The organism is Streptomyces milbemycinicus (assembly GCF_002154605.1).
Lineage (GTDB): Bacteria > Actinomycetota > Actinomycetes > Streptomycetales > Streptomycetaceae > Streptomyces > Streptomyces milbemycinicus.
The window spans coordinates 1-11,292 of sequence record NZ_MUNE01000082.1 but is presented as its reverse complement, the minus strand read 5'-3'; the positions used below and the strand labels follow the sequence as shown (position 1 = coordinate 11,292).

The following is an 11,292-nucleotide window of genomic DNA, read 5'->3' as shown; positions in this document are numbered from 1 at the left end:
GGGCCGTGGCAGGCGGGGCAGGCGGGGCGGGCGGGCGCTGCGGGAGACTGGGCGGATGAGACTCTTCGCCGCTGTGCTGCCCCCCGAGGCGGCCGTCGCCGAGCTCGCCTCCCGGGTGGCGGCGCTGCGCGGGCTGCCGGGCGCGGACGGGCTGCGCTGGACCGAGCGCGCGGGCTGGCACTTCACGCTCGCCTTCTTCGGCCAGGTCGACGAGAGCGTACTGCCCGCGCTGCACGAGCGGCTGGCGCGGGCGGCCCACCGCCATCCGCCCCACGAGGTCCGGCTCGCGGGCGGCGGCCGCTTCTCCGACAAGGTGCTGTGGGTGGGCGTCGAGGGCGACCGGACGACCCTGGGGCAGCTGGCCGACTCCGCCGAGGCCGGGGCCCGGCGGGCCGGTCTCCATATGGACCGGCACCGCCCCTACCACCCGCATCTCACGCTCGCACGCTGCCGCGGCGGCGCGGATCTGCGGCCGTATGTGGCGGGGCTCGAAGACTTCGAGAGCGGCGCCTGGACGGTGCCCGAGCTCAGCCTGGTGTGCAGCCATCCGCCGACGCCCGGGGTCGCGGGCGCGCAGCCACGCTACGAGGTGATGGCCGACTGGCCGCTGGGCCACTGAGCGGTCCCGTTACCCTCGAGGCGTGGATCCCAAGACCAGGAACCTGATCATGAGCGGTGCGCTCGTGCTGATACTCGTCGTCGTCGCCGTGGCGGCCGCGTTCGGCTGAACCTGAGGCTCGGCCGTGCGCCGCCGCCACGGCATGACGTGGCTTGCCAGGGCCTACCAGGCGAACGCCTCGGGCGACGGGCCCGTGCCGGGGAAGATCTCGTCCAGCGAGGTCAGCAGCTCCTCGCTCAGGGTCAGCTCGCTCGCGCGGATCGCGGAGTCCAGCTGCTCGGCGACGCGCGGGCCGACGATCGGGCCGGTCACCCCGGGCCGGGTCAGCAGCCACGCCAGGGCCACCTCGCCGGGCTCCAGTCCGTGCTTGTCCAGCAGGTCCTCGTAACGCTGGACCTGGTCGCGGACCTTGCTGTCCTTCAACACATCGGCGCTGCGCCCGGATGTGCTGCGGGCTCCGCCGCCCTCCCGCTCCTTGCGCAGCGCCCCGCCCAGCAGCCCGCCGTGCAGCGGCGACCAGGGGATGACCCCGAGGCCGTACTCCTGCGCGGCCGGGATGACCTCCATCTCGGCGCGCCGCTCGAACAGGTTGTACAGGCACTGCTCGCTGACCAGCCCCAGCGAGCCACGGCGCCGCGCGGCCTCGTTGGCCTGGGCGATATGCCAGCCGGCGTGGTTGGAGGAGCCGGCGTAGAGGATCTTGCCCTGCTGCACCAGGACCTCGATGGCCTGCCAGATCTCGTCCCAGGGGGTCGAGCGGTCGACGTGGTGGAACTGGTACAGATCGATGTGGTCGGTGCCCAGCCGCTTCAGGCTGGCGTCGACCGCACGGCGGATGTTGAGCGCGGAGAGCTTGTCCTCATTGGGCCAGGGCTCGCCTTCGACGCCCATGTTGCCGTAGACCTTGGTCGCCAGCACGGTCTTCTCGCGCCGGCCGCCGCCCTGCGCGAACCAGCTCCCGATGATCTCCTCGGTGCGGCCCTTGTTCTCGCCCCAGCCGTAGACGTTGGCGGTGTCGAAGAAGTTGATGCCCGCGTCGAGCGCGGCGTCCATGATCGCGTGGCTGTCGGCCTCGTCGGTCTGCGGGCCGAAGTTCATGGTGCCGAGGACTACTCGGCTGACCTTGAGTCCCGTACGTCCGAGCTGCGTGTACTCCATGAACGCCTAGCCAAGCCCTTCGAGTGCGCTCTAATCAAGGGTCCGCCGGGTCAGCTCAGGGCCAGTTCACTTCACCTTCGGTGACGGACACCGGCGCGAAGGTGTCCTCCTCGTAGAAGCGCACATGGCACTGGAAGCGGAGGGAGTCGACGGCCCGCTCGTGCAGCCAGACCAGGAGCTCGTCCACCCGGTCGAGCTCGTCGGGGTGGAACTCCTGGCGGGACGTCAGGGCCCAGCCGCCGCGGGTCTCGGGCTCCAGGGCCGAGAGGAGTACGCCGGCGCGGTGGGCGGGGCCCTTGGCGGCGAGGACGGGGTACGGCTCGTAACTCATCAGCCAGTTGCCCTGCTCGTCCTCTTCCGGTTGGCCGTCGTCGCCGATCAGCGGCTCGGCGTAGTCGGTCACGAGGGAGAGGGGGGTGGCGGGCTGGGGGGCGAGGCCCAGGTGCCAGCGGAGCTCGGATATCTCGGTGTCCGAGAGGGTGCCGGGGAGGTTCACCGACAGGATCAGGTCATAGATATCGGCCACGCGGCGATCATAGCGCCGGGTGGCCGGGGGAAATCGTCGGACGGTCCGGGGAAATCGTCGGACGGTTCGGGGGAAATGCCGGGCGGTCCGGTGGAAACTCCGGACGGCCGCCCCGGAAAATTCGAATGCCCGCATTCTCGGCCGGAATGCGGCCGAAAAGCGGGCTCTCGGATACTGCCTGTACTGCCTGCCGAATCAGTTCTTTCTTATCGGCTGTTGCGGGACTTCATGAAGCCGAGGACACCGAAGATCACGGTCAGCAGGGCGCCGATCAGCACCATGTACAGGCCGGGACCCGCGGAGATGTCGAGCTGCTTCACGGCCTCCTCCGCGGCCTTCTCGGCGACGCTGTCGGAAACCTTCTCCTCGTCCACGAACTTCGCGGCGACCAGACGCGCCGGGTCCGCCATGTTGATCACGGCGAAGACCGCGGTGACCAGCGACAGGACCGCACCACCCAGGTAGAGCGGAGCCTTCTTGGTGACCAGGGCGCCGACCAGGGCCAGCGCGGCGACGATGGAGACGATCAGCGTGATCACGCCGTCGCCGTCCATGCCCTTGATGCCGCCGTCGGCGCCATCGACGCCGGAGACCACCCAGTTCACCATGGAGCCGACCAGGGCGAGGACCGCGCCGACGATCCCGATGATCGCGAACTTCTTGTCCGGCCCGGAGTCCGCCGGAGCGCCCCCGTGCACGGGCGGCGCGGTTTGTGCGTAGGAAGAACCACCGTATTCGCTCATGAGGCAAGACCGTAGGGCGGGTTTATTCTTCGACGCAACGCCGTGGTCCGCTTTGCGTCAATTGACCGATAAATTTCCAAAAATTAATCTCCAGATCAGCGCAACTAATCCGGAGATTATGAATTTGTGTGGCGAGCCGGTGTCGAGTGCTCGCTTATTCGTTATCTGCCCGTTCTCGACGAAGTCAATCAGACAGGTGTAGCGGCCCTTGAGCCGCCCCTGGCCGACTGCCGCCCCCTCAGCTCCGGGCCAGGATGGCAGGCTTGGCCCATGCGTTCGCTTCCGTCCGTCCTCGGCGCCGCCGCACTGGTGGTTCTGCCCGCCGCCGCCCCGGCCGCCGCCGACGACCACACGTCGCCGTCCTCGTTCACGATCGAGGACTCCAGGATCACCGAGTCCAGCGGCCTGGCGGCCAGCCGCGCCCACCCGGGCGTCTACTGGACGCACAACGACAGTGACGACGGCCCGTACATCTACGCCGTCGACAGCAAGACCGGGCGCACGGTCGCGACCGTCACCATGCGCGGCGTCGGCAGCCCGCGCGACGTGGAGGCCATCTCGATCGGGCCGGACGGCGACATCTACGTCGGCGATATCGGCGACAACCTGGACGGGACCTGGTCCCATGTGTGGATCTACCGTTTCCCCGAGCCGAAGACGCTGAAGAACACCACGGTCAGGGCGGTGCAGTACACCGTGAAATACGAGGACGGCCCGCGCAACGCCGAGGCGATGATGATCGACCCCAAGACCGGCCGAGCCTATATCGCCAGCAAGAGCCAGAAGGACGGCGGACTGTACGCCGGACCGAAAACGCTGTCCCCTTCCGGGACGAATATCTTCCGCCGGGTCGACGACATCGGCATGGAGGTGACGGACGGGGCCTTCGCCCCGGACGCCAGCAGACTCGTGCTCCGCGGGTACTTCGAGGTCGCGGAGTTCAGATGGCGCGGCGGCAAGCTCGAAGACCTGAAGGAGGAGCCGGATCTGCCGCTGCAGCGGCAGGGCGAATCGGTCACCTTCACACCCGACGGCGGCACGCTGATGTACGGCACGGAGGGGCCGAGCAGCAAAGTGACCGCGGTGAAGCTGGACGGGGAGCTGCTGCCGGACGCGACGGCGAAGGAGCAGAAGAAGAACGGGGGCGGGGATTCCACGGGGGCCAGTGCGGCCTCGGACAAGGAGAAGGACCGCAATCTCTTCAAGGGCGCGCTGACATTCGCCGTCGCCGCGGCCCTCTTCTTCGGCCTGCGCACGCTCTTCCGCCGCCGCTGATCCGCTGCTGATCCGCCGCTGATCCGCCACTGATTTCCAGGGGCGGGGGTCTACTTCTCGGCGGTGTCGCGGGCGCGGGCCGCGATGAACGCCCCGATGCCGTCGAGCAGGCTCCCCAGGCCGAACTCGAAGACGTCCTCGCCCCGCCCCGTGAAGGCGTCCTCGCCGAGCGCCGCCTGCATCGGGAACCTGCCGCCGGCGAACGCCTTCTCCACCACGGGCGCGTGTGCCTTCCAGAACTCCGCGTCGCTGACGCCCGTGCGCTTCTCGGCCATGACCGAGTTCAGATGGGTGCGGGCGACGCCGGTGGCGAACCCGTCGACGGTCACGATGACATGGATCCGCTCGCGGTCGGTGAGGCCGAGGCCGTCGAGGCCGCGCAGCGCGAACTCCAGCCCCGCCATGGCGTTCGGCCCGAGGAGGGGGCGCGCCTGGTCCACCTGGAGCAGCCAGGGGTGCCGTTCGTACAGCTGCCAGGCGCCGCGCGCCACCATCTCCAGCGTCTCCCGCCACCCCAGATCCACGGCGTGGGCGTCGGGGTCGAAGGACTGGACCTGATCCAGCATCAGGTCCAGCAGCTCGGCCTTGCCGGGGACATAGCGGTACAGCGACATGGTGCCGGTGCCCAGTTCGGCCGACAGCCGCCGCATGGAGACCGCGGCGAGCCCTTCCGCGTCGGCGACGGCGATGGCGGCCGTCACGATCCGCTCCAGGGTCAGCCCGGGCTTGGGGCCGCGGCTGGGCCGCTCACCGGTGCCCCAGAGCAGTTCCAGGCTGCGGGAGATGTCTCCGCTGCCGCTGTGTTCGGTGGTCGTCATCGCGGGCTCATCCTAACGCCGCGGCCATAGAACTGAGTACGCCGTACTCAAAACTGGGTACGGTGTACTCGTAATTGGGTACGGTGTACCCAGTGAGTGGCGGCACGGGTTCCTATGGGGGTTTCTTTGGACACGGCTTCTTTGGACACGGCTTCTTTGGATGCGGCTTCTTTGGACACGGCGCAATGGGCGGTCCTCACCGAAGGGCTGCGGAAGCGGTACGGAGACAAGCACGCGCTCGACGGCTTCGACCTGGCCGTCGGCCGCGGCACCGTCCAAGGGCTGCTCGGCCCCAACGGCGCGGGAAAGACGACGGCCGTACGGATCCTGGCCACCCTGGCCCGGCCGAGCGGCGGCCGGGCCTTCGTCGGCGGGTTCGACGTCACGCGGCAGGCCCGTCAGGTGCGCCGCCGGATCGGGCTGACCGGCCAGTACGCGGCGGTGGCCGAGATGCTGAGCGGGCGGCAGAACCTGGTGATGTTCGGCCGCCTCTTCCATCTGGACAAGGCGCGGGCCGCGCGGCGGGCCGACGAACTGCTGAGCACATTCGGGCTGACCGAGGCCGCCGATACGGTGGCCAAGGAGTACAGCGGCGGCATGCGGCGCCGGCTCGACCTGGCCGCGAGCATGATCCTCGCCCCTCAGGTGCTGTTCCTCGACGAGCCGACGACCGGGCTCGACCCGCGCGGCCGCAACGAGGTGTGGGAGGCGGTCCGCTCGCTGGTCGCGGGCGGTACGACGGTGCTGCTGACCACGCAGTACCTGGACGAGGCCGATCAACTGGCGGACCGCGTCGCCGTGATCGACCGGGGCCGGAAGATCGCCGACGATACGCCGGCCGAGCTCAAGCGGGCGATCGGCGGGGACCGGATCGAGGTGGTGGTGCGGGGGACCACCGACCTGCCCGCCGCCGTCGAGGCCGTGGCGCGGGTGATGGACCGTGGCGCGGGGGCGGCCGAGCCAGCGGCCGACCGGGAGGACCGGCGGGTGACGGCCCCGGTGCGCGACCGGGTCGCGGCGCTGACCGAGGTCGCGCGGACCCTCCAGGAGCGGGGCGTGGCCGTCGAGGACATCGGGCTGCGCCGCCCGACCCTGGACGAGGTCTTCCTGCGGCTCACCGGACACCGTACGGACGAACAGAGCAGCGGCCAGAAGGCGGACGAGCGAGCAGTGACGAGGGAAGCTCGCGCGTTGGAGCGCGCCGGGACTGAGCGGGAGGAGGACTGATGAGCACCGCGACAGAGGCGGCAGAGATACCGACGGTCCTGGACGGACCGGAGCGGCGGGCGTACTGGGCGGTGGCGGACTGCCTGACCATCGTCAGGACCGAGCTCATCACCATCCTCCGCTATCCCGCCGCCATCGCTTGGCAGCTCGGCACTCCGGTGATGTTCGTGCTGCTGTTCGTCTATGTCTTCGGCAGCGCGATGGAGGTGGGCGGCGGGGCGGACTACCAGGACTACGCGCTGCCCGGCATGTTCGCGATGACGATGGCCAACGGATTCATGGGCACCGCCGTCGCGGTCGCCGTCGTGAAGGAGAAGGGCGTCATGGACCGCTACCGCTCCATGCCCATGGCCCCCTCGGCGGTGGTCAGCGGGCGCGGCGTCGCCGATGTCATCAGCGCGGCGGTGGACCTGGCGGTGCTCGCGGCGATCGCCCTGGCCGTCGGCTGGCGCCCCGACGGCAACCTGCCGGAGACCCTGAGCGCCTTCGCGCTGCTGATCCTGCTGCGGTCCTCGCTGATCTGGGTCGGGGTGTATCTGGGGCTGCTGGTGCCCAACCAGCAGGCGGCGGGGAACCTCTTCGCGGTCGCCTTCCCCCTCGGGATGATCTCCAGCGTCTTCACCCCGCCCGCGATGATGCCCGACTGGCTGGGCGCGATCGCGCTGTGGAACCCCGTCTCGTCGACCGCGAACGCGATCCGGGACCTGTTCGGCAACCCGGTCCCCGGCGGGGGCGGCTGGGTGGAGCAGCACGCGACGCTGATGGCGGTGGTCTGGCCGGTGGCCCTCACGGCGGTGTTCCTGCCGCTGGCCGTACGCCGCTTCCAGCGGCTGAGCAGCTGAGCGGCTGAGCGGCTGAGAGCGTACGTACGCGAAGGGGCCCGCGGCCGTCGAGTCGGCCGCGGGCCCCTTCCCGGGTTCCTCAGGTCACAGATGCTCGATGACGTAGTCCACACAGGCGGTCAGCGCCTGCACGTCCGACGGCTCGACGGCCGGGAACATGGCGATCCGCAGCTGGTTGCGGCCCAGCTTGCGGTACGGCTCGGTGTCCACGATGCCGTTGGCCCGCAGCGTCTTGGCGACCGCGGCGGCGTCGATCTCGTCGTTGAAGTCGATCGTCCCGACGACCTGCGACCGCTTGGCCGGGTCGGTGACGAACGGCGTGGCGAACTTCGACTCCTCCGCCCAGCCGTACAGCGCGCCCGAGGAGGCCGCGGTGCGGCGTACGGCCCAGTCCAGGCCGCCCTGCCCGTTGATCCACTCCAGCTGGTCGTTGAGCAGGAAGAGCGTCGCGAGCGCCGGGGTGTTGTAGGTCTGGTTCTTCAGCGAGTTGTCGATCGCCGTCGGCAGCGAGAAGAACTCGGGGATGTGCCGGCCCGAGGCGTGCACACGCGCGGCGCGCTCCAGCGCGGCGGGGGAGAAGGCCGCGATCCACAGCCCGCCGTCGGCGGCGAAGGACTTCTGCGGCGCGAAGTAGTAGACGTCCGTCTGGGCGATGTCGACCGGCAGACCGCCCGCGCCCGACGTCGCGTCCACCAGCACCAGCGCGCCCGCGTCGGCGCCCGCCACCCGCTCGAGCGGCATGGCGACACCGGTCGAGGTCTCGTTGTGGGTGAGGGCGTAGACGTCCACGCCGTCCTCCGCCCGCGGCAGCGGATGCGTGCCCGGGTCGGCGGAGATCACGGTCGGCTCGTCGAGCCAGGGCGCGAGCTTGGCGGCCTTGGCGAACTTGGACGAGAACTCGCCGAACGACAGGTGCTGGGACTTGGCCTCGATCAGGCCGTGGGTCGCGATGTCCCAGAAGGCGGTGGACCCGCCGTTGCCGAGGATCACCTCGTATCCCTCGGGGAGCTGGAACAGCTCGCGCACGCCCTCGCGCACCTTGCCGACCAGGTTCTTGACCGGGGCCTGGCGGTGGGAGGTACCGAGCAGAGAGCTTCCGGTGGCGGCCAGCGCACTCAGCGCCTCGGTGCGTACCTTGGAGGGGCCCGAGCCGAAGCGACCGTCGGCGGGCTTGATGTCAGCGGGAATCCGGATCTCAGCCACGGACGGAAGCCTAATCCGTCGGTATGCGCAACCTGCCCTGGTGTCCACCCGATGAGACACGGTGTCTCTTCCCCGGGATGGCCCACGAGGCGCCGAGAGCACCGCAGGCCACGAGGGCGAAGACGGCGAAAGCGCTGGTGTAGCCGGATTCGGCGGGAAAACCGGGGGCCTTGGCGGGGTCCGCGGCGTCAAGGACCGCGACCGCGATCTGGGCGCCCATGGCGCCCCCGACGGTGCGTGCGATCGTGTTGACGCCACCGGCCACTTGCCGGGGACCATGGGGAACATGGTTGATCACGAGGCAGGCGGAGCAGACAAGGCAGGCGGAGCAGACAAGGCAGGCGGAGCAAACAAGGCAGAGGAAGCACGCGAGCTGGAGCGGGCGCTGCGCCGGGCCGTCCGCGGCGAGGTCTCGTTCGACGCGGCGAGCCGCGCGCTGATGACGATGGACGCGTCGAACTACCGGCGGGTGCCCGCCGGGGTCGTCGCCCCGTACGACGCCGACGACGTCGCGGCCGCGCTCGCCGTATGCCGCGAGCGCGCGGTGCCCGTGGTGGCGCGCGGGGGCGGCACGTCGATCGCCGGACAGGCCACCGGGGTCGGCGTCGTCCTCGACTTCACCCGCCATATGCGCTCCATCGTCTCCCTCGACCCGGACGCGCGTACCGCCGTCGTCCAGCCCGGCGTGATCCTCGACGACCTGCGGGCGGCGGCCGGCGCGTACGGGCTGACCTTCGGCCCCGACCCGTCCACCCACAGCCGCTGCACCCTCGGCGGCATGATCGGCAACAACTCGTGCGGCTCCCACTCGGTCGCCTGGGGCACCACCGCCGACAACGTACGCGAGCTGGACGTCGTGACGTACGGCGGCGAACGGCTGCGCGCCGGGCGCGGCCTGGACGGGCTGCCGCCGCGGCTGCGGGAGGGCTTGCGCGCCCTGGTCGACGCCAACCTCGCCCCGCTGCGCACCGGCTTCCCCGAACTGCCCCGCCGTATCTCCGGCTACGCGCTCGACGCGCTGCTGCCCGAGAAGGGCGCCGACGTGGCCCGCGCGCTCACCGGCAGCGAAGGCACCCTCGGCGTGTTGACCGAGGCGACCGTACGCCTCGTCGACGCGCCCGCCGCCCGCGCCCTCGCCGTCCTCGGCTACCCCGACGAGAGCGCCGCCGCCGAGGCCGCCCACACCCTGCTGCCCCACGGCCCGCTCACCGTCGAGGGCATGGCCGCCGACCTGCTCGCGGGCGCGACCGGCCTGCCCAAGGGCGGCGCCTGGCTGTTCGTCGAGGTCGGCGGCGAGACCCCGGACGAGGCCCGGGCCCGCGCCGAAGCCCTGGCCCGCGCGGCCGCCGACGCCACCACCGACCACACCGTCGTCGCCGACCCGGCCGGCCAGCGCGCCCTGTGGCGGATCCGCGAGGACGCCTCCGGCACCGCGACCCGGCTGCGTCTTCCGGGTAGCGCTGACGGCAGCGAGGCATGGCCCGGCTGGGAGGACTGCGCCGTACCGCCCGCCCGCCTCGGCGCGTATCTGCGCGACTTCCGCGCGCTGATGGGGCGGTACGGGCTGCGCGGCACCCCGTACGGGCACTTCGGCGACGGCTGCATCCACGTACGCATCGACTTCGACCTGCTGACCGATGCCGGGATCCGCGTCTTCCGCGCCTTCTCCACCGACCTCGCCGACCTCGTCGTCGCCCACGGCGGCTCCCTCTCCGGCGAACACGGCGACGGCCTGGCCCGCGCCGAACTGCTGCCCAAGATGTACGGCGACGACATGGTCCGGCTCTTCTCCCGTTTCAAGGACCTGTGGGACCCGGCCGGCGGCCTCAACCCCGGCGCCCTCGCCCGCCCACAGCGGATGGAGGAGAACCTGCGCTTCGCCGTGCTGCCCAGGCGCCCGGTGGACGTCGAGTTCGGCTATCCGCACGACAACGGCGACTTCTCGGCGGCGGTGCGGCGCTGTGTGGGCGTCGCCAAGTGCCGCAACGAGTCCGTCTCCGGCGCGTCCGTGATGTGCCCCTCCTACCGCGCCACCGGCGAAGAACAGCACTCCACGCGCGGCCGCGCCCGCCTCCTCCACGAAATGCTCGCGGGCGAGGTCGTCCGCGACGGCTGGCGCTCGGAGGAGGTACGCGGGGCGCTCGACCTGTGCCTCTCGTGCAAGGGGTGCCGCAGCGACTGCCCGGTCGGGGTGGACATGGCCACGTACAAGGCGGAGTTTCTGCACCACCACTACGAGGGCCGGGTGCGCCCCGCCGCGCACTACTCGATGGGCTGGCTGCCGCTGTGGCTACGGGCCGGCGCCGCCCTCCGGGCGGCTCCGGTGCTCAATGCGCTGTCGGGCGTGGCGCCGCTGGCCGCGCTCGCGAAGCGAGCGGGCGGCATCGCGCCGGAACGCGATATTCCGGCTCTGGCTCCGGAGCCGTTCACCCGGTGGTGGCGCAGGCGGGTACGGCGTGGCGATGTCGGGGCTGTACCGGGGCGGACCGTCGTACTGTGGCCCGACACCTTCACCAACTACCTCTCCCCGTCCGTCGGCAGGTCGGCCGTCGCCGTGCTGGAGGCGGCCGGGCTGCGGGTGGTCGTGCCGCCCAAGCCGGTGTGCTGCGGGCTGACCTGGGTGTCGACGGGGCAGCTCGACCGGGCCCGGTCCGTCATGCGACGGACACTGGACGTCATGGCCCCGGCCCTGGACGCCGGGCTCCCCGTGGTCGGCCTGGAACCCAGCTGCACCGCCGCCCTCCGCACCGATCTGCCCGAACTCCTCGGCCCCGCCGACCCGCAGGCCGCCCAAGCCGCCCGCCTCGCCGACGCCGTCACCACCTTCGCCCAGGCCCTGGAGGACCACGCCCCCGACTGGCAACCCCCCAAGGCCGACGAC

11 protein-coding genes are annotated in these 11,292 nt (G+C 71.1%); 5 read left to right on the top strand and 6 right to left on the bottom strand.

What is annotated here, in order from left to right; genetic code table 11:
- The first annotated feature begins 55 nt into the window (after window positions 1-55).
- On the top strand, window positions 56-619 hold the full coding sequence (gene thpR / locus CCN51_RS07640) for an RNA 2',3'-cyclic phosphodiesterase (protein WP_014177487.1): 564 nt from the start codon (window positions 56-58) through the stop codon (window positions 617-619).
- A 162-nt stretch (window positions 620-781) separates the two neighbouring features.
- Here thpR and CCN51_RS07635 read toward each other — a convergent pair whose 3' ends face one another.
- From CCN51_RS07635 to CCN51_RS07625, 3 genes are all read right to left on the bottom strand, one after another.
- Window positions 782-1,777 carry an aldo/keto reductase gene (locus CCN51_RS07635; protein ID WP_014177486.1) on the bottom strand — a complete coding sequence of 332 codons (996 nt, stop codon included), beginning with the start codon at window positions 1,775-1,777 and terminating at the stop codon, window positions 782-784.
- A 55-nt stretch (window positions 1,778-1,832) separates the two neighbouring features.
- Window positions 1,833-2,303, bottom strand: coding sequence for a hypothetical protein (locus CCN51_RS07630; protein WP_014177485.1), 471 nt, complete (start codon window positions 2,301-2,303; stop codon window positions 1,833-1,835).
- 206 nt (window positions 2,304-2,509) lie between these two features.
- Window positions 2,510-3,046 (bottom strand): hypothetical protein, encoded by a 537-nt coding sequence (locus tag CCN51_RS07625; RefSeq protein ID WP_143675740.1) that lies wholly within the window; start codon window positions 3,044-3,046, stop codon window positions 2,510-2,512.
- Between the two features lie 270 nt (window positions 3,047-3,316).
- Here CCN51_RS07625 and CCN51_RS07620 point away from each other — a divergent pair, with 270 nt between their 5' ends.
- A complete protein-coding gene (locus tag CCN51_RS07620) occupies window positions 3,317-4,321 on the top strand; it encodes a membrane protein (protein ID WP_014177483.1) in 1,005 nt (334 codons plus the stop codon).
- A gap of 50 nt (window positions 4,322-4,371) precedes the next feature.
- On the opposite strand, the gene CCN51_RS07615 is transcribed toward CCN51_RS07620, so the two are convergent.
- On the bottom strand, window positions 4,372-5,139 hold the full coding sequence (locus CCN51_RS07615) for a TetR/AcrR family transcriptional regulator (RefSeq protein WP_014177482.1): 768 nt from the start codon (window positions 5,137-5,139) through the stop codon (window positions 4,372-4,374).
- A 171-nt stretch (window positions 5,140-5,310) separates the two neighbouring features.
- Here CCN51_RS07615 and CCN51_RS07610 point away from each other — a divergent pair, with 171 nt between their 5' ends.
- Together CCN51_RS07610 and CCN51_RS07605 are read left to right on the top strand one after the other, a co-directional pair.
- On the top strand, window positions 5,311-6,366 hold the full coding sequence (locus CCN51_RS07610; RefSeq protein WP_014177481.1) for a daunorubicin resistance protein DrrA family ABC transporter ATP-binding protein: 1,056 nt from the start codon (window positions 5,311-5,313) through the stop codon (window positions 6,364-6,366).
- Entirely contained in the window at window positions 6,366-7,208 is an 843-nt protein-coding gene (locus CCN51_RS07605) for an ABC transporter permease (RefSeq protein ID WP_014177480.1), read from the top strand. The genes CCN51_RS07610 and CCN51_RS07605 overlap by 1 nt, the downstream gene beginning before the upstream one ends.
- Window positions 7,209-7,292: 84 nt before the next feature.
- On the opposite strand, the gene serC is transcribed toward CCN51_RS07605, so the two are convergent.
- Together serC and CCN51_RS54815 are read right to left on the bottom strand one after the other, a co-directional pair.
- On the bottom strand, window positions 7,293-8,411 hold the full coding sequence (gene serC / locus CCN51_RS07600; RefSeq protein ID WP_014177479.1) for a phosphoserine transaminase: 1,119 nt from the start codon (window positions 8,409-8,411) through the stop codon (window positions 7,293-7,295).
- A gap of 10 nt (window positions 8,412-8,421) precedes the next feature.
- Entirely contained in the window at window positions 8,422-8,631 is a 210-nt protein-coding gene (locus tag CCN51_RS54815; protein WP_211303208.1) for a hypothetical protein, read from the bottom strand.
- A 66-nt stretch (window positions 8,632-8,697) separates the two neighbouring features.
- On the opposite strand from CCN51_RS54815, the gene CCN51_RS07590 reads away from it, so the two are divergent.
- A partial coding sequence (locus CCN51_RS07590; protein WP_107425938.1) for an FAD-binding and (Fe-S)-binding domain-containing protein occupies window positions 8,698-11,292 on the top strand: 2,595 nt, incomplete at its 3' end.

Bases quoted from the DNA above. Each gene is read 5' to 3' on its own strand.
- CCN51_RS07635 (WP_014177486.1), bottom strand. From the start codon at position 1,777: ATGGAGTACACGCAGCTCGGACGTACGGGACTCAAGGTCAGCCGAGTA.
- CCN51_RS54815 (WP_211303208.1), bottom strand. From the start codon at position 8,631: ATGGGCGCCCAGATCGCGGTCGCGGTCCTTGACGCCGCGGACCCCGCC.
- CCN51_RS07605 (WP_014177480.1), top strand. From the start codon at position 6,366: ATGAGCACCGCGACAGAGGCGGCAGAGATACCGACGGTCCTGGACGGA.
- CCN51_RS07620 (WP_014177483.1), top strand. From the start codon at position 3,317: ATGCGTTCGCTTCCGTCCGTCCTCGGCGCCGCCGCACTGGTGGTTCTG.
- CCN51_RS07615 (WP_014177482.1), bottom strand. From the start codon at position 5,139: ATGACGACCACCGAACACAGCGGCAGCGGAGACATCTCCCGCAGCCTG.
- CCN51_RS07625 (WP_143675740.1), bottom strand. From the start codon at position 3,046: ATGAGCGAATACGGTGGTTCTTCCTACGCACAAACCGCGCCGCCCGTG.
- thpR (WP_014177487.1), top strand. From the start codon at position 56: ATGAGACTCTTCGCCGCTGTGCTGCCCCCCGAGGCGGCCGTCGCCGAG.